This window comes from Burkholderia sp. 572 (assembly GCF_040545135.1).
Classification (GTDB): domain Bacteria; phylum Pseudomonadota; class Gammaproteobacteria; order Burkholderiales; family Burkholderiaceae; genus Burkholderia; species Burkholderia cepacia.
Genome location: NZ_JBEPLH010000049.1, coordinates 1 through 18,489 on the forward strand (window position 1 = coordinate 1; position 18,489 = coordinate 18,489).

Below are 18,489 nucleotides of genomic sequence, written 5' to 3' on the forward strand. Positions count from 1 at the left end.
GAAATGGTGATGCCGGGCGACAACGTGTCGATCACGGTGAAGCTGATTGCACCGATCGCGATGGAAGAAGGTCTGCGCTTCGCAATCCGCGAAGGCGGCCGTACGGTCGGCGCCGGCGTCGTCGCCAAGATCATCGAGTAAGCCAGTTATTCGTTGATCGACAGTTTTGGGGCTGGCAACAGCCAGCCCCAGTATGGTTTAGGGGTATAGCTCAACTGGCAGAGCGTCGGTCTCCAAAACCGAAGGTTGGGGGTTCGATTCCCTCTGCCCCTGCCAAAAAATAGCCACGTGTTCTACGTGGCATTTGTTTTAAGGTGTTATGGCGAATCCATCCGTCGAAACTGTAAATACCTCCGGCGATAAGCTGATGCTGGCCCTGGGCGTATTGTTGGTCTTGGCCGGATTCGTGGGCTTCTTCTGGCTGGCCAATCAGCAGTGGTATGTCCGCGGTGCCGCGTTGGCGGTAGGGATCATCGCCGGCGTGGCCGTCGGGCTGATGTCCGCCCCTGGTAAGAGCCTCATCGCCTTTGCCAAGGATTCGTACAAGGAAGTCCGGAAGGTCGTTTGGCCCACCCGCAAAGAAGCAACGCAAACCACACTCGTCGTGTTCGGTTTCGTGCTCGTGATGGCGATTTTCCTCTGGTTGAGTGACAAATCGATCGAATGGGTGATTTTCTCGGCGATTCTGGGTTGGAAATGATATGAGCGATACTCCGGCATCCCCGAGCGGAAAACGTTGGTACGTCGTGCACGCCTACTCCGGTATGGAGAAGAGCGTGCAACGTGCGCTTCAGGAGCGCATCGAACGTGCTGGCATGCAGGACAAATTCGGTCAGATCCTGGTTCCGACCGAAGAAGTGGTCGAAGTCAAAGGCGGCCACAAGGCAGTAACCGAGCGTCGATTCTTCCCCGGCTACGTGCTGGTGGAGATGGAAATGACGGACGAAACGTGGCACCTCGTGAAGAACACCGCGAAGGTTACCGGTTTCGTCGGCGGTGCACGTAACCGCCCGACCCCGATTTCCCCGAAGGAAGTCGAGAAGATCATGTCGCAGATGCAGGAAGGCGTCGAGAAGCCGCGCCCGAAGACCCTGTTCGAAGTCGGCGAGATGGTGCGTGTGAAGGAAGGCCCGTTCACGGACTTCAACGGCACCGTCGAAGAAGTCAACTACGAAAAATCGCGCGTGCGTGTGTCGGTCACCATCTTTGGTCGATCCACCCCGGTCGAACTCGAGTTCGGCCAGGTCGAAAAAGTTTGATCCCGATTCGGTGGGCAGCCTCGGCTGCCCACCTTCGCGCTTACGGCCCGCGTCATGGCCGTTGAGGAGCGTCAGTAGCCAGAGGCGAAAGCGCGTTATCACTCACCGAACGCCCTTCCGGCGTTCCAATGAGGTTCACAAATGGCAAAGAAGATTATCGGCTTTATCAAGCTGCAGATCCCTGCAGGTAAAGCCAACCCGTCGCCGCCGGTCGGTCCGGCACTGGGCCAGCGCGGCCTGAACATCATGGAGTTCTGCAAGGCGTTCAACGCGCAGACTCAAGGCATGGAGCCGGGTCTGCCGGTGCCGGTGGTCATCACGGCATTCGCTGACAAGAGCTTCACGTTCGTGATGAAGACGCCGCCGGCGACCGTCCTGATCAAGAAGGCGGCGAAGGTGGACAAGGGCTCGAGCAAGCCGCACACCGACAAGGTCGGTTCGATCACGCGCGCTCAAGCCGAAGAAATCGCGAAGACCAAGATGCCGGACCTTACGGCAGCTGATCTGGACGCAGCCGTTCGCACCATCGCTGGTAGCGCACGCTCGATGGGCATCACTGTGGAGGGCGTGTAAATGGCTAAGATCTCCAAGCGCCGTCAGGCATTTGCCGCCAAGGTTGATCGTCAGAAGCTGTACGCGATCGAAGACGCACTGAGCCTCGTGAAGGAATGCGCGAGCGCGAAGTTCGACGAGTCGATCGACGTCGCAGTCCAGCTCGGCATCGATGCGAAGAAGTCGGACCAGGTCGTTCGCGGTTCGGTCGTTCTGCCGGCAGGTACGGGCAAGTCGGTTCGCGTTGCAGTGTTCGCGCAAGGCGAGAAGGCCGAGCAAGCTCGTGCAGCAGGCGCGGAAATCGTCGGTATGGAAGACCTGGCTGAGCAGATCAAGGCTGGCCAGATGGACTTCGACATCGTGATCGCTTCGCCGGACACGATGCGTATCGTCGGTACGCTGGGTCAGATCCTCGGCCCGCGCGGTCTGATGCCGAACCCGAAGGTCGGTACGGTCACGCCGGACGTCGCAACCGCCGTCAAGAACGCGAAGGCTGGTCAGGTGCAATTCCGTGTCGACAAGGCCGGTATCATCCACGCGACCATCGGCCGTGCATCGTTCGAGCCGACCGCACTGCGTTCGAACCTGTCGGCGCTGATCGAAGCGCTGCAGAAGGCAAAGCCGGCAACGAGCAAGGGCGTCTACCTGCGCAAGATCGCACTGTCGAGCACGATGGGCGTCGGCGTGCGTGTCGACCAGGCTACGCTGGCAGCACAGTAAGCAAGATTTCGGGCCGCTTCGTTCGCGAAGCGGCCTACATGGGCTTTGGGCGGTTGTTCGTGCAGCAGGGCGGGCAACCGGTTATCAAAGACCGTTGGTGGGGCGCAGCAGTCAGGTGATCCCTTAATTCAAGCCAACGCAGATGGCGAACCCGAAAAAGTTTTGCAGTGGTGAAGCCGCAGGCCGTGAAGCGATTCGCGGCATGAGGTGGAAATACTCCTAACGAGGTCGGACGCCGTTGTTGAACGAGGTACGTGAGGTTTCGTGCCGAACGTATCGTTTCTGGAGGCTAACCGTGCCGCTTAATAGAGAAGACAAGCAAGCCGTCGTCGCTGAGGTTTCCGCGCAAGTCGCGAAGGCCCAGACCGTTGTGCTGGCTGAGTATCGTGGAATTGCGGTTGGCGATCTGACCAAGCTGCGCGCGCAAGCGCGTGAGCAACAGGTTTACCTGCGCGTGTTGAAGAACACGCTGGCGCGCCGCGCCGTTGAAGGTACGCCGTTTGCTCCGCTGGCAGAGCAGATGACTGGCCCGTTGATCTACGGCATCTCGGAAGATGCAATTGCTGCTGCTAAGGTCGTCAACGACTTCAGCAAGAGCAATGACAAGTTGGTCATCAAGGCTGGTTCGTTCGATGGCAAGGTGATGGACAAGGCTGGCGTGCAAGCGCTGGCAAGCATCCCGAGCCGCGAAGAACTGCTCTCGAAGCTGCTGTTCGTTATGCAATCGCCTGTTTCGGGCTTCGCGCGTGCCCTGGCCGCGCTGGCAGAGAAGAAGCAAGCGGAAGCTGCGTAATCGAACGTGCATCAGCGTCATTGATCGCTGGCTGTATCCGAATTCAATTTAGGAGTATTTCAAATGGCAATCGCAAAAGAAGACATCCTGGCAGCAGTCGAAGGGATGACCGTTCTGGAACTGAACGAACTGGTCAAGGCGTTCGAAGAGAAGTTTGGCGTGTCGGCAGCTGCAGTGGCAGTCGCTGGCCCGGCAGGCGGCGGCGCTGCTGCTGCTGCTGAAGAGAAGACCGAATTCACGGTCGTTCTGGCTGAAGCAGGCAGCAACAAGGTTGCAGTCATCAAGGCAGTTCGCGAACTGACGGGCCTGGGCCTGAAGGAAGCGAAGGACGTCGTTGACGGCGCACCGAAGGCTGTCAAGGAAGGCGTCGACAAGGCTGCTGCTGAAGAAGCCAAGAAGAAGCTGGAAGAAGCTGGCGCGAAGGTCGAAGTCAAGTAAGTTTCGGCGCGCTGTGCGAAGGCTGGCGGTATTTTCACCGCCGGCCTTTTTGTGCTTTGTGGGGACGTTATTCTGGCACTCATTCGGGAGCCCGAATAATCGGCCCCAGAAGCCAAAGAAAACCGCCTGATCGTTGTGATTGGTCACGAATGGCGGTTCTCTTTGTCTTCTGAAGCGACTGCAGAAGGCAAGTTTGGTCGGGTAGCGGGCAACACAGGCATCCGCTGCCGTCAGCCAGCGGTTGGTAGCGGCCAACCACCAAGCTTCTCGGCTCGTTCAAGCCGTCGGACGGCCATCGGGTCTCAGTCGGTGAACACTCGGGTTTGAAACGTCCAGGTATTCCGCCTCGATAGCACCCGCCGTGATTCGGAGATCGTATGCAATATTCCTTCACCGAGAAGAAGCGCATTCGCAAGAGTTTCGCGAAGCGCCCCATCGTTCACCAAGTTCCTTTCTTGCTGGCTACCCAGCTTGAATCATTCAGCACGTTTCTGCAAGCCGATGTGCCGGCCACGCAACGCAAGCCTGAAGGTTTGCAGGCCGCGTTCACATCGGTATTTCCCATTGTTTCGCACAACGGCTTCGCGCGCCTCGAGTTCGTGAGCTACGCGTTGTCCGCGCCGGCATTCAACATCAAGGAATGCCAGCAGCGCGGCCTGACGTACTGCTCCGCGCTGCGCGCGAAGGTCCGCCTTGTCATCCTCGACAAGGAATCGCCGAACAAGCCGGTCGTCAAGGAAGTGAAAGAGCAGGAAGTGTACATGGGCGAAATTCCGCTCATGACGCCGACGGGCTCGTTCGTCATCAACGGCACCGAGCGTGTCATCGTCTCGCAGCTGCACCGTTCGCCGGGCGTGTTCTTCGAACACGACAAGGGCAAGACGCACAGCTCGGGCAAGCTGCTGTTCTCGGCACGGATCATTCCGTACCGCGGTTCGTGGCTCGACTTCGAATTCGATCCGAAGGACATCCTGTACTTCCGCGTCGACCGTCGCCGCAAGATGCCGGTCACGATCCTGCTGAAGGCCATCGGCCTGACGCCGGAACAGATCCTCGCGAACTTCTTCGTGTTCGACAACTTCACGCTGATGGACGAAGGCGCACAACTCGAGTTCGTGCCCGAGCGCCTGCGTGGTGAAGTCGCGCGTTTCGACATCACGGATCGTGATGGCAAGGTCATCGTCCAGAAGGACAAGCGGATCAACGCGAAGCACATTCGCGATCTCGAAGCCGCGAAGACCAAGTTCATCTCGGTGCCGGAAGACTATCTGCTCGGCCGCGTGCTGGCGAAGAACGTCGTCGACGGCGACACCGGCGAAGTGATCGCGAGCGCGAACGACGAAGTCACGGAAAGCGTGCTCGAGAAGCTGCGCGAAGCGGGCATCAAGGACATCCAGACGCTCTACACGAACGACCTGGACCAGGGCCCGTACATCTCGTCGACGCTGCGTGTCGACGAAACGACCGACAAGACGGCCGCGCGCATCGCGATCTACCGCATGATGCGTCCGGGCGAGCCGCCGACCGAAGAAGCGGTCGAGGCCCTGTTCAATCGTCTGTTCTACAGCGAAGAAGCGTACGACCTGTCGAAGGTCGGCCGCATGAAGTTCAACCGCCGCGTCAGCCGTGACGAGATCACCGGCCCGATGACGCTGCAGGACGACGACATCCTCGCGACGATCAAGATCCTCGTCGAACTGCGCAACGGCAAGGGCGAAGTGGACGACATCGACCACCTCGGCAACCGTCGCGTGCGTTGCGTCGGCGAACTGGCGGAAAACCAGTTCCGCGCCGGTCTCGTGCGTGTCGAGCGCGCGGTCAAGGAACGCCTCGGCCAGGCCGAAAGCGAAAACCTGATGCCGCACGACCTGATCAACTCGAAGCCGATTTCGTCGGCGATCCGCGAGTTCTTCGGTTCGTCGCAGCTGTCGCAGTTCATGGACCAGACCAACCCGCTGTCGGAAATCACGCACAAGCGCCGTGTTTCCGCACTGGGCCCGGGCGGTCTGACGCGCGAACGCGCAGGCTTCGAAGTTCGTGACGTGCACCCGACCCACTATGGCCGCGTGTGCCCGATCGAAACGCCGGAAGGTCCGAACATCGGTCTGATCAACTCGCTCGCACTGTACGCGCACCTGAACGAGTACGGCTTCCTCGAGACGCCGTACCGCAAGGTCGTGGACAGCAAGGTGACCGACCAGATCGACTACCTGTCGGCGATCGAGGAAGGCCGCTACATGATCGCTCAGGCGAACGCCGCGATCGACGAGAACGGCACGCTGATCGACGAACTCGTGTCGTCGCGTGAAGCCGGCGAAACGATGATGGTCACGCCGGACCGTATCCAGTACATGGACGTCGCGCCGTCGCAGATCGTGTCGGTTGCAGCCTCGCTGATTCCGTTCCTCGAGCACGACGATGCGAACCGTGCACTGATGGGTTCGAACATGCAGCGTCAGGCCGTGCCGTGTCTGCGTCCGGAAAAGCCGGTCGTCGGGACGGGTATCGAGCGCACCTGCGCGGTCGACTCGGGTACGACGGTTCAGGCGTTCCGCGGCGGCGTCGTCGACTATGTCGACGCAGGCCGTATCGTGATTCGTGTGAACGACGACGAAGCGGTCGCAGGTGAAGTCGGTGTCGACATCTACAACCTGATCAAGTACACGCGTTCGAACCAGAACACGAACATCAACCAGCGTCCGATCGTGAAGATGGGCGACAAGGTCTCGCGCGGCGACGTGCTGGCCGACGGCGCCTCGACGGACCTGGGCGAGCTCGCGCTCGGCCAGAACATGCTGATCGCGTTCATGCCGTGGAACGGCTACAACTTCGAAGACTCGATCCTGATCTCGGAGAAGGTGGTTGCGGACGATCGCTACACGTCGATCCACATCGAAGAGCTGAACGTCGTTGCACGCGACACGAAGCTCGGGCCGGAAGAAATCACGCGCGACATCTCGAACCTGGCGGAAGTCCAGCTCGGCCGTCTCGACGAATCGGGCATCGTGTACATCGGTGCTGAAGTCGAAGCAGGCGACGTGCTGGTCGGCAAGGTCACGCCGAAGGGCGAGACCCAGCTGACGCCGGAAGAGAAGCTGCTGCGCGCGATCTTCGGCGAGAAGGCTTCGGACGTGAAGGACACGTCGCTGCGCGTGCCGTCGGGCATGAGCGGTACCGTGATCGACGTCCAGGTGTTCACGCGTGAAGGCATCCAGCGCGACAAGCGTGCGCAACAGATCATCGACGACGAACTGAAGCGCTACCGTCTCGACCTGAACGACCAGCTGCGCATCGTGGAAGGCGACGCGTTCCAGCGTCTCGCACGCATGCTGGTGGGCAAGGTCGCGAACGGCGGTCCGAAGAAGCTCGCGAAGGGCACGAAGATCGACCAGGCTTACCTGGAAGACCTCGACCACTACCACTGGTTCGACATCCGCCTCGCGGACGACGAAGCAGCGGCATCGCTCGAAGCGATCAAGAACTCGATCGAAGAGAAGCGTCACCAGTTCGACCTCGCGTTCGAAGAGAAGCGCAAGAAGCTCACGCAAGGCGACGAACTGCCGCCGGGCGTGCTGAAGATGGTCAAGGTGTACCTCGCGGTGAAGCGCCGTCTGCAGCCTGGCGACAAGATGGCCGGCCGTCACGGTAACAAGGGTGTCGTGTCGAAGATCGTCCCGATCGAAGACATGCCGTACATGGCCGACGGCCGTCCGGCAGACGTCGTGCTGAACCCGCTGGGCGTGCCGTCGCGGATGAACGTGGGTCAGGTTCTGGAAGTGCACCTCGGCTGGGCTGCGAAGGGCCTCGGCTGGCGTATCGGCGAAATGCTGCAGCGTCAGGCGAAGATCGAGGAACTGCGCGTGTTCCTGACGAAGATCTACAATGAGTCGGGCCGCCAGGAAGACCTGGAAAGCTTCACCGACGACGAGATCCTCGAACTCGCGAAGAACCTGCGCGAAGGCGTGCCGTTCGCGACGCCGGTGTTCGACGGTGCGACCGAGGAAGAAATGGGCAAGATGCTCGACCTCGCGTTCCCGGACGACATCGCTGAACAACTCGGCATGAACCCGTCGAAGAACCAGGTCCGTCTGTACGACGGCCGCACGGGTGAAATGTTCGAACGTCGCGTGACGCTGGGCTACATGCACTACCTGAAGCTGCACCACTTGGTCGACGACAAGATGCACGCGCGTTCGACCGGCCCGTACTCGCTCGTCACGCAGCAGCCGCTGGGTGGTAAGGCGCAGTTCGGTGGCCAGCGTTTCGGTGAAATGGAAGTGTGGGCACTCGAAGCGTACGGCGCGTCCTACGTGCTGCAGGAAATGCTGACGGTGAAGTCGGACGACGTGACCGGCCGGACGAAGGTGTACGAAAACCTCGTCAAGGGCGACCACGTGATCGATGCAGGCATGCCGGAATCCTTCAACGTGCTCGTGAAGGAAATCCGCTCGCTCGGTATCGATATCGATCTCGACCGCAATTAATCGGACTACGGAGAGAAAGCAATGAAAGCTCTGCTCGATCTATTCAAGCAAGTCCAACAGGAAGAAGTTTTCGACGCGATCAAGATCGGTCTGGCTTCGCCTGACAAGATCCGTTCGTGGTCGTTCGGCGAAGTGAAGAAGCCGGAGACCATCAACTACCGTACGTTCAAGCCGGAACGCGATGGTCTCTTCTGCGCGAAGATCTTCGGGCCGATCAAGGACTACGAGTGCCTGTGCGGCAAGTACAAGCGTCTGAAGCACCGCGGCGTGATCTGCGAGAAGTGCGGCGTCGAAGTGACGCTGGCGAAGGTGCGTCGCGAACGGATGGGCCACATCGAACTGGCCTCGCCGGTCGCGCACATCTGGTTCCTGAAGTCGCTGCCGTCGCGTCTGGGCATGGTGCTCGACATGACGCTGCGCGACATCGAACGCGTGCTGTACTTCGAAGCGTACGTGGTGATCGAACCGGGCATGACGCCGCTGAAGGCGCGGCAGATCATGACCGAAGAGGATTACTACAACAAGGTCGAGGAATACGGCGACGAATTCCGTGCCGAAATGGGCGCGGAAGGCGTGCGTGAACTGCTGCGCGCGATCAACATCGACGAGCAGGTCGAGACGCTGCGCACCGAGCTGAAGAACACCGGCTCGGAAGCGAAGATCAAGAAGTACGCGAAGCGCCTGAAGGTCCTCGAGGCATTCCAGCGCTCGGGCATCAAGCCCGAGTGGATGATCCTCGAAGTGCTGCCGGTGCTGCCGCCGGAACTGCGTCCGCTCGTGCCGCTGGACGGCGGCCGTTTCGCGACGTCGGACCTGAACGACCTGTACCGCCGCGTGATCAACCGTAACAACCGGTTGAAGCGCCTGCTCGAGCTGAAGGCCCCTGAAATCATCGTCCGCAACGAAAAGCGGATGCTGCAGGAAGCCGTCGACTCGCTGCTCGACAACGGCCGTCGCGGCAAGGCGATGACGGGTGCGAACAAGCGTCCGCTGAAGTCGCTCGCCGACATGATCAAGGGCAAGGGCGGTCGTTTCCGTCAGAACCTGCTGGGCAAGCGCGTCGACTACTCGGGCCGTTCGGTCATCGTGGTCGGCCCGACGCTGAAGCTGCACCAGTGCGGTCTGCCGAAGCTGATGGCGCTCGAGCTGTTCAAGCCGTTCATCTTCAACAAGCTGGAAGTGATGGGCGTCGCGACGACCATCAAGGCTGCGAAGAAGGAAGTCGAGAACCAGACGCCGGTGGTGTGGGACATCCTCGAAGAGGTGATCCGTGAGCACCCGGTGATGCTGAACCGTGCGCCGACGCTGCACCGTCTCGGTATCCAGGCGTTCGAGCCGGTGCTGATCGAAGGCAAGGCAATTCAGCTGCACCCGCTCGTCTGCGCGGCGTTCAACGCCGACTTCGACGGTGACCAGATGGCCGTTCACGTGCCGCTGTCGCTCGAAGCGCAGATGGAAGCGCGTACGCTGATGCTGGCGTCGAACAACGTGCTGTTCCCGGCCAACGGCGATCCGTCGATCGTGCCGTCGCAGGATATCGTGCTGGGTCTGTACTACGCGACCCGCGAAGCGGTCAACGGCAAGGGCGAAGGCCTGTCGTTCACGGGCGTGTCGGAAGTGATCCGCGCGTACGAGAACAAGGAAGTCGAGCTCGCATCGCGCGTCAACGTGCGGATCACCGAAATGGTCCACAACGAGGACACGTCGGAAGGCGCGCCGCCGTTCGTGCCGAAGATCTCGCTGTACGCGACGACCGTCGGCCGCGCGATCCTGTCGGAGATCCTGCCGCACGGCCTGCCGTTCTCGGTGCTGAACAAGCCGCTGAAGAAGAAGGAAATCTCGCGCCTGATCAACACGGCGTTCCGCAAGTGCGGTCTGCGCGCGACGGTGGTGTTTGCCGACCAGCTGATGCAGTCGGGTTTCCGTCTCGCGACGCGCGCCGGTATTTCGATCTGTGTGGACGACATGCTCGTGCCGCCGCAGAAGGAAACGATCGTCGGCGACGCCGCGAAGAAGGTGAAGGAGTACGACCGCCAGTACATGTCGGGTCTCGTCACCGCGCAGGAACGCTACAACAACGTGGTCGACATCTGGTCGGCAACGTCGGAAGCGGTCGGCAAGGCGATGATGGAGCAGCTGTCGACGGAGCCGGTGACGGACCGCGACGGCAACGAGACGCGCCAGGAGTCGTTCAACTCGATCTACATGATGGCCGACTCGGGCGCCCGGGGTTCGGCGGTTCAGATTCGTCAGCTGGCCGGTATGCGTGGCCTGATGGCGAAGCCGGACGGCTCGATTATCGAGACGCCGATTACCGCGAACTTCCGCGAAGGTCTGAACGTGTTGCAGTACTTCATCTCGACCCACGGTGCACGTAAGGGTCTGGCTGATACGGCACTGAAGACCGCGAACTCGGGTTACCTGACGCGTCGTCTCGTCGACGTCACGCAGGATCTGGTCGTCGTGGAAGACGATTGCGGCACGTCGAACGGCGTGGCGATGAAGGCACTCGTCGAAGGCGGTGAAGTCGTCGAGGCGCTGCGCGACCGTATCCTCGGCCGCGTTGCGGTTGCGGACGTCGTGAACCCGGAAACGCAGGAAACGGTGTACGAATCGGGCACGCTGCTCGATGAAACGGCGGTCGAGGAAATCGAACGCCTCGGCATCGACGAAGTGCGCGTGCGCACGCCGCTGACCTGCGAAACGCGCTACGGTCTGTGTGCGTCGTGCTACGGCCGTGACCTCGGCCGCGGCTCGCTCGTGAACGTCGGCGAAGCAGTCGGCGTGATCGCTGCACAGTCGATCGGTGAACCGGGCACGCAGCTGACGATGCGTACGTTCCACATCGGTGGTGCGGCATCGCGTGCGGCAGTGGCTTCGTCGGTCGAAGCGAAGAGCAACGGTATCGTCCGCTTCACGGCGACGATGCGTTACGTCACGAACGCGAAGGGCGAGCAGATCGTCATTTCCCGTTCGGGCGAAGCGATGATCACCGACGATTTCGGTCGCGAGCGCGAGCGTCACAAAGTGCCGTACGGCGCGACGCTGCTGCAGCTCGACGGCGCGACGATCAAGGCAGGCACGCAGCTCGCCACGTGGGATCCGCTGACGCGTCCGATCATCACCGAGTACGGTGGTACGGTGAAGTTCGAGAACGTCGAGGAAGGCGTGACCGTCGCGAAGCAGATCGACGACGTGACCGGCCTGTCGACGCTGGTCGTGATCGACGTGAAGCGCCGTGGTTCGCAGGCTTCGAAGAGCGTGCGTCCGCAGGTCAAGCTGCTCGACGCGAACGGCGACGAAGTGAAGATTCCGGGCACGGAGCACGCGGTGCAGATCGGCTTCCAGGTCGGCGCACTGATCACCGTGAAGGATGGTCAGCAAGTGCAGGTCGGTGAAGTGCTCGCACGTATCCCGACGGAAGCGCAGAAGACGCGTGACATTACCGGCGGTCTGCCGCGGGTGGCGGAACTGTTCGAAGCGCGTTCGCCGAAGGATGCCGGCATTCTCGCGGAAGTCACCGGTACGACGTCGTTCGGTAAGGACACGAAGGGCAAGCAGCGTCTCGTCATCACGGATCTCGAGGGCAACCAGCACGAGTTCCTGATCGCGAAGGAAAAGCAGGTTCTGGTTCACGATGCCCAGGTCGTCAACAAGGGCGAAATGATCGTGGACGGTCCGGCCGATCCGCACGACATCCTGCGTCTGCAGGGTATCGAGGCGCTGTCGCGCTACATCGTCGACGAAGTGCAGGACGTGTATCGTCTGCAGGGCGTGAAGATCAACGACAAGCACATCGAGGTGATCGTTCGCCAGATGCTGCGTCGTGTGCAGATCACCGACAACGGCGATACGCGCTTCATCCCGGGCGAACAGGTCGAGCGTTCCGACATGCTGGACGAGAACGATCGCATGATCGCCGAGGACAAGCGTCCGGCTTCGTACGACAACGTGCTGCTCGGTATCACGAAGGCATCGCTGTCGACCGACTCGTTCATCTCCGCGGCATCGTTCCAGGAAACGACCCGCGTGCTGACCGAAGCGGCGATCATGGGCAAGCGCGACGATCTGCGCGGCCTGAAGGAAAACGTGATCGTCGGTCGTCTGATTCCGGCCGGTACGGGTCTCGCGTTCCACAAGGCACGCAAGGCGAAGGAATCGTCGGATCGCGAGCGTTTCGACCAGATCGCAGCGGAAGAGGCGTTCGATTTCGGCACGCCGAGCACGCCTGCTGCGGAAGAGCCGCAACAGCACCCGGCAGCCGAGTAAGCGCGGGCGGCGCGAGCCGCCTCGCCTCACCACGCTGTCACCGAGACCGCCCGGTTTTGCCGGGCGGTTTTTTTTCATCTGTCGTTCGCGTGCATGACGCGCCTGTGCCGTGCCGGCCTCGCTTGCTCGCGACGGACGTGCGGCCTGACTGCAAGCGCCGCCGAAGCCGTTGCAATCACTTGCGGCGCGGTCGTGGCGGGCTCGTCATGCACGCGAACGAACCCTGGCCGATCGGCCAAAACCGCACGATTCGCCACGCGTCCCGCGAGCGGGTTGTTAAAATTGCGGTCATCGTCCAGCCGTCCCCGTCCTCTTCCATGTCCCGCGCCCTCGAAATCCTCGACGAAGTATTTGGTTATCCCGCTTTTCGCGGCCAGCAGGGCGAAATCGTCGAACACGTCGCCGGCGGCGGCGATTGTCTCGTGCTGATGCCGACCGGCGGCGGCAAGTCGCTGTGCTACCAGATTCCGGCGCTGCTGCGTCGCGAGGCCGGGCAGGGTGCCGGTATCGTCGTGTCGCCGCTGATCGCGCTGATGCAGGATCAGGTCGCCGCACTGAGCGAAGTGGGCGTGCGCGCGGCGTACCTGAACTCGACACTGTCGGGCGCCGAGGCCGCGGCGACCGAGCGGGCGCTGCGCGAAGGCGAAATCGACCTGCTGTATGTCGCGCCCGAGCGGCTGATGACAGGGCGCTTCCTCGACCTGCTCGAGCGCGCGAAGATCGGCCTGTTCGCGATCGACGAAGCGCACTGCGTGTCGCAATGGGGGCACGATTTCCGCCCGGAATACATCCAGCTGTCGGTGCTGCACGAGCGATTTCCGTCGGTGCCGCGCATCGCATTGACCGCGACGGCCGATGCGATCACGCGCGACGAGATCATCCACCGTCTCGCGCTCGACGACGCACGCGTGTTCGTGTCGAGCTTCGACCGCCCGAACATCCGCTACCGGATCGTCGAAAAGGACAACGCGCGATCGCAGCTGCTCGATTTCATCCGCGCCGAACACACGAATGCCGACGGCACGACGGATGCGGGTGTCGTTTATTGCCTGTCGCGCCGCAAGGTCGAGGAAACGGCCGAATGGCTGAAGGCGCAAGGCGTGCGCGCGCTGCCGTATCACGCGGGGATGGAGTTCGAGGTGCGGCAGAAGCACCAGGAAATGTTCCAGCGCGAGGAAGGCATCGTGATGTGCGCGACGATCGCGTTCGGCATGGGCATCGACAAGCCGGACGTGCGCTTCGTCGCGCACCTGGATCTGCCGAAGAGCGTCGAAGGCTACTACCAGGAAACGGGCCGTGCCGGCCGCGACGGGATGCCCGCGAATGCATGGATGGCGTACGGGCTCGGCGACGTCGTCCAGCAGCGCAAGATGATCGACGAATCGGATGCGGACGACGCACACAAGCGCGTCCAGACGTCGAAGCTCGACGCGCTGCTCGGGCTGTGCGAGACGATCTCGTGCCGCCGCGTGCGGCTGCTGAACTACTTCGGCGAGGAGAGCAAGCCGTGCGGCAACTGCGATACGTGCCTCGAGCCGCCCGCTTCGTGGGACGCGACGCGTGAGGCGCAGATGGCGCTGTCGTGCGTGTTCCGCGCGCAGCGCGCGAGCGGCTTCAATTTCGGCTCGAGCCACCTGATCGAGATCCTGCGCGGCGGGCGCACCGAGAAGGTGTTGCAGCGGGGCCACGACCAGCTGACGACGTTCGGGATTGGCGCGTCGCTGTCGGAGCCCGAGTGGCGCGCGATATTTCGGCAGCTCGTCGCGTACGGCTACCTGGCCGTCGATCACGGCGGCTTCGGTGCACTCGTGCTGACCGAGGCCGCGAAGCCGGTGTTGAAGAACGAGGAGAAGGTCACGCTGCGCCGCTACGTGAAGCCGCAGCGCACGCGCCAGTCGTCGGGCCGCAGCGGCACGCGCGTCGACCCGACGGCCGGCATGGGCACGCGCGAGCGCGCAAGGTGGGATGCGCTGCGTGCGTGGCGCGCGGAAACGGCGAAGACGGACGGCGTGCCGGCCTACGTGATCTTCCACGACGCGACGCTCGCCGAGATCGCACGCAACGCGCCGGAGACGATCGACGACCTGCGCCATATCCCCGGCATGGGGGTGCGCAAGCTGGAGCGCTTCGGCGACGAGATCATCGACGTCGTCGAGTCTGCCTGACACAGGCGTTCCGACCCTTCCGGTAAACCACGCGTCCGGCCGGCGAATCACGCAAGCCGTTGACTTAGTTGGTATTTCCGGAATATGATGCTGGGTTCCGGTATTCGGTGGGCCGAGTTGCGTTCGAAAGCTCGCACCCGTTTCGCCGGTTCGGAAGTCAACTGTGCGCCGATTCTCGCTTTGCCCGAAATCGATGTGCAGATTTTGTTCAATTTCAGGAATAAACAATGCCAACCATCAACCAACTGGTTCGCAAAGGCCGTCAGTCGGAAACGACGAAGAGCAAGAGCCCGGCCCTGCAGGACTGCCCCCAGCGTCGCGGCGTGTGCACCCGTGTGTACACGACGACGCCGAAGAAGCCGAACTCGGCACTCCGTAAGGTCGCCAAGGTTCGTCTGACGAACGGCTTCGAAGTGATTTCGTACATCGGCGGTGAAGGCCACAACCTGCAGGAACACTCGGTTGTGCTGATCCGCGGCGGCCGTGTGAAGGACTTGCCGGGTGTGCGTTACCACATGGTTCGCGGCTCGCTGGATACCCAGGGCGTCAAGGACCGTAAGCAAGCGCGCTCGAAGTACGGCGCGAAGCGTGCAAAGGCTGCCAAGTAAGCAGTTTTTGATCAGGGATCGCCGCAGGGCGGTCAAGGCGGGAGTGCCGGATTGCCGGTGCTGTCGAGTAAGTGGTCACCCGGCCAAGCTGGTTAGTCGTGAAGATGTGATCGGGTTTGTTGGTGGCCGCGGAGCTGGTTCCAGCTCCAACTGAACAAGTAAAGGAAGAATCATGCCGCGTCGTCGCGAAGTCCCCAAGCGGGAAGTGTTGCCGGATCCGAAGTTCGGTAACGTTGATGTAGCCAAGTTCATGAACATGCTGATGCTGTCCGGCAAGAAGTCGGTCGCGGAGCGCATCGTTTATGGCGCATTCGAACAGATCCAGACCAAGGGTGGCAAGGACCCGCTGGAAGTGTTCACGGTTGCGCTCAACAACGTCAAGCCGGTGGTCGAAGTGAAGAGCCGTCGCGTTGGTGGTGCCAACTATCAAGTTCCGGTCGAAGTGCGCCCGTCGCGTCGTATGGCATTGGCGATGCGCTGGCTGCGTGAGGCTGCGAAGAAGCGCAGCGAGAAGTCGATGGCTCTGCGCCTGGCAGGTGAACTCTCCGAAGCGGCCGAAGGCCGTGGCGGCGCGATGAAGAAGCGCGATGAAGTTCACCGCATGGCAGAAGCCAACCGCGCGTTCTCGCATTTCCGTTTCTAAGCGCCTGGCTGGGCTGTTTGCGGAAATAAATTCCGGGCGGGTGCGCTTTTCAGGCGCCTCGCCCGTTTGTGTTGAAGCATGATGCAGCAGGGCTGCATCGTGTTATCCCAGTAGAGGATCAAAGTGGCTCGCAAGACTCCTATCGAGCGCTACCGCAATATCGGTATTAGCGCTCACATCGACGCCGGCAAAACGACGACGACCGAGCGCATTCTGTTTTACACCGGTGTGAACCACAAGATCGGTGAAGTCCACGACGGCGCAGCCACGATGGACTGGATGGAGCAGGAACAGGAGCGTGGCATCACGATCACGTCCGCTGCTACCACGGCCTTCTGGAAGGGCATGGGCGGCAACTATCCGGAACACCGCATCAACATCATCGACACCCCGGGCCACGTCGACTTCACGATCGAAGTGGAGCGTTCGATGCGCGTGCTCGACGGCGCGTGCATGGTGTACTGCGCAGTGGGCGGCGTGCAGCCGCAGTCGGAAACGGTGTGGCGCCAGGCTAACAAGTACAAGGTGCCGCGTCTCGCGTTCGTCAACAAGATGGACCGTACCGGCGCGAACTTCTTCAAGGTCTACGACCAGCTCCGTCTGCGCCTGAAGGCGAACCCGGTTCCGGTCGTGGTGCCGATCGGCGCGGAAGAAAACTTCAAGGGCGTCGTCGACCTGATCAAGATGAAGGCGATCATTTGGGACGAAGCGTCGCAAGGCACGAAGTTCGACTACGTCGACATCCCGGCCGAGCTCGCAGAGACCTGCAAGGAATGGCGCGAAAAGATGGTCGAAGTGGCTGCTGAAGCCAGCGAAGACCTGATGAACAAGTACCTGGAAGAAGGCGATCTGCCGGAAGCCGACATCGTCAAGGCGCTGCGTGATCGTACGATCGCGTGCGAAATCCAGCCGATGCTTTGCGGTACCGCGTTCAAGAACAAGGGCGTGCAGCGTATGCTCGACGCCGTGATCGACTTCCTGCCGTCGCCGGTCGACATCCCGCCGGTCAAGGGCGAGCTCGAGAACGGTGAAGAAGCGGAGCGCAAGGCGTCGGACGACGAGAAGTTCTCGTCGCTCGCGTTCAAGATCATGACCGACCCGTTCGTCGGCCAGCTGATCTTCTTCCGTGTGTACTCGGGCGTCGTCAACTCGGGCGACACGCTGCTGAACTCGACCAAGGGCAAGAAGGAACGCCTCGGCCGTATTCTGCAGATGCACGCGAACCAGCGTGAAGAAATCAAGGAAGTCCGTGCAGGCGACATCGCTGCTGCAGTCGGCCTGAAGGAAGCGACCACCGGCGACACGCTGTGCGATCCGGCAAACCCGATCGTGCTCGAGCGCATGGTGTTCCCGGAGCCGGTGATTTCGCAGGCTGTCGAGCCGAAGACCAAGGCTGACCAGGAAAAGATGGGCCTGGCGCTGAACCGTCTGGCACAGGAAGATCCGTCGTTCCGCGTGCAGACCGACGAAGAGTCGGGCCAGACCATCATTTCGGGCATGGGCGAGCTCCACCTCGAAATTCTGGTCGACCGGATGAAGCGTGAATTCGGCGTGGAAGCAACCGTCGGCAAGCCGCAGGTTGCATACCGCGAAACGATCCGTTCGACGGCGAAGGACGTCGACGGCAAGTTCGTCAAGCAGTCGGGTGGTCGCGGCCAGTACGGTCACGCGGTCATCACGCTCGAGCCGAACGAACAAGGCAAGGGCTACGAGTTCTTCGACGAGATCAAGGGTGGTGTGATTCCGCGTGAATACATCCCGGCGGTCGACAAGGGTATCCAGGACACGCTGAAGTCGGGCGTGCTGGCTGGCTTCCCGGTCGTCGACGTGAAGGTTCACCTGACGTTCGGTTCGTACCACGACGTTGACTCGAACGAAAACGCGTTCCGCATGGCCGGTTCGATGGCGTTCAAGGAAGCAATGCGCAAGGCGAACCCGGTCGTCCTCGAGCCGATGATGGCTGTCGAAGTCGAGACGCCGGAAGACTACATGGGCAACGTGATGGGCGACCTGTCGGGCCGTCGCGGTATCGTCCAGGGCATGGAAGACATGGTTGGCGGCGGCAAGATCGTGCGCGCCGAAGTGCCGCTGTCGGAAATGTTCGGCTATTCGACGTCGCTGCGCTCGCTGACGCAAGGTCGTGCAACGTACACGATGGAGTTCAAGCACTACGCTGAAGCTCCGCGCAACGTTGCTGATGCGATCATCAGCGCGAAGTCGAAGTAATTCGCTATCTCAATCGATAATTTTTGAAAGAAGAGAATCATGGCAAAAGGTAAATTCGAGCGGACCAAGCCGCACGTGAACGTTGGTACGATTGGTCACGTTGACCACGGCAAGACGACGCTGACGGCAGCGATCACGACGGTTCTGACGAAGAAGTTCGGCGGCGAAGCGAAGGCGTACGACCAGATCGACGCGGCACCGGAAGAAAAGGCGCGCGGCATCACGATCAACACGGCACACGTCGAGTACGAAACGGCTAACCGCCACTACGCACACGTCGACTGCCCGGGCCACGCTGACTATGTGAAGAACATGATCACGGGCGCAGCGCA

Annotated in this window: 14 protein-coding genes and 1 tRNA gene; all 15 read left to right on the forward strand. The window is 61.4% G+C overall.

Translation table 11 applies throughout. The annotated features are described in order from the left end of the window. The coding region (locus ABIC51_RS40420) for an EF-Tu C-terminal domain-related protein (RefSeq protein ID WP_459561338.1) at positions 1 to 141 on the forward strand (141 nt) is incomplete at its 5' end. A 59-nt stretch (positions 142 to 200) separates the two neighbouring features. Next, a tRNA-Trp gene (locus ABIC51_RS40425) sits at positions 201 to 276 on the forward strand. 43 nt (positions 277 to 319) lie between these two features. Continuing rightward, entirely contained in the window at positions 320 to 700 is a 381-nt protein-coding gene (secE, locus tag ABIC51_RS40430; protein WP_006482892.1) for a preprotein translocase subunit SecE, read from the forward strand. A 1-nt stretch (position 701) separates the two neighbouring features. After that, positions 702 to 1,259, forward strand: a complete 558-nt coding sequence (gene nusG / locus ABIC51_RS40435; RefSeq protein WP_006400672.1) for a transcription termination/antitermination protein NusG — start codon at positions 702 to 704, stop codon at positions 1,257 to 1,259. Between the two features lie 141 nt (positions 1,260 to 1,400). Beyond that, a complete protein-coding gene (gene rplK / locus ABIC51_RS40440; RefSeq protein ID WP_006477201.1) occupies positions 1,401 to 1,832 on the forward strand; it encodes a 50S ribosomal protein L11 in 432 nt (143 codons plus the stop codon). Further along, positions 1,833 to 2,531, forward strand: coding sequence for a 50S ribosomal protein L1 (gene rplA, locus ABIC51_RS40445; protein WP_006482906.1), 699 nt, complete (start codon positions 1,833 to 1,835; stop codon positions 2,529 to 2,531). A gap of 295 nt (positions 2,532 to 2,826) precedes the next feature. Further along, the gene (rplJ, locus tag ABIC51_RS40450) at positions 2,827 to 3,324 is read left to right on the forward strand and encodes a 50S ribosomal protein L10 (RefSeq protein WP_027788582.1); all 498 of its coding nucleotides are present in this window, start codon (positions 2,827 to 2,829) and stop codon (positions 3,322 to 3,324) included. Between the two features lie 63 nt (positions 3,325 to 3,387). Next, entirely contained in the window at positions 3,388 to 3,762 is a 375-nt protein-coding gene (gene rplL / locus ABIC51_RS40455) for a 50S ribosomal protein L7/L12 (protein ID WP_021161757.1), read from the forward strand. 377 nt (positions 3,763 to 4,139) lie between these two features. Then, positions 4,140 to 8,246 carry a DNA-directed RNA polymerase subunit beta gene (rpoB, locus tag ABIC51_RS40460; protein WP_027788581.1) on the forward strand — a complete coding sequence of 1,369 codons (4,107 nt, stop codon included), beginning with the start codon at positions 4,140 to 4,142 and terminating at the stop codon, positions 8,244 to 8,246. 21 nt (positions 8,247 to 8,267) lie between these two features. After that, complete coding sequence (gene rpoC / locus ABIC51_RS40465) at positions 8,268 to 12,515, forward strand: DNA-directed RNA polymerase subunit beta' (protein WP_021161759.1); 4,248 nt, start codon at positions 8,268 to 8,270, stop codon at positions 12,513 to 12,515. A gap of 317 nt (positions 12,516 to 12,832) precedes the next feature. Then, a complete protein-coding gene (gene recQ, locus ABIC51_RS40470; protein ID WP_021161761.1) occupies positions 12,833 to 14,680 on the forward strand; it encodes a DNA helicase RecQ in 1,848 nt (615 codons plus the stop codon). Positions 14,681 to 14,907: 227 nt separating this feature from the next. Continuing rightward, the gene (rpsL, locus tag ABIC51_RS40475; RefSeq protein WP_006400662.1) at positions 14,908 to 15,288 is read left to right on the forward strand and encodes a 30S ribosomal protein S12; all 381 of its coding nucleotides are present in this window, start codon (positions 14,908 to 14,910) and stop codon (positions 15,286 to 15,288) included. Between the two features lie 172 nt (positions 15,289 to 15,460). Then, complete coding sequence (gene rpsG / locus ABIC51_RS40480) at positions 15,461 to 15,931, forward strand: 30S ribosomal protein S7 (RefSeq protein WP_006477195.1); 471 nt, start codon at positions 15,461 to 15,463, stop codon at positions 15,929 to 15,931. Positions 15,932 to 16,054: 123 nt separating this feature from the next. Further along, positions 16,055 to 18,157 (forward strand): elongation factor G, encoded by a 2,103-nt coding sequence (gene fusA / locus ABIC51_RS40485; protein WP_021161762.1) that lies wholly within the window; start codon positions 16,055 to 16,057, stop codon positions 18,155 to 18,157. Between the two features lie 39 nt (positions 18,158 to 18,196). Beyond that, the coding region (locus ABIC51_RS40490; protein ID WP_260324245.1) for a GTP-binding protein at positions 18,197 to 18,489 on the forward strand (293 nt) is incomplete at its 3' end.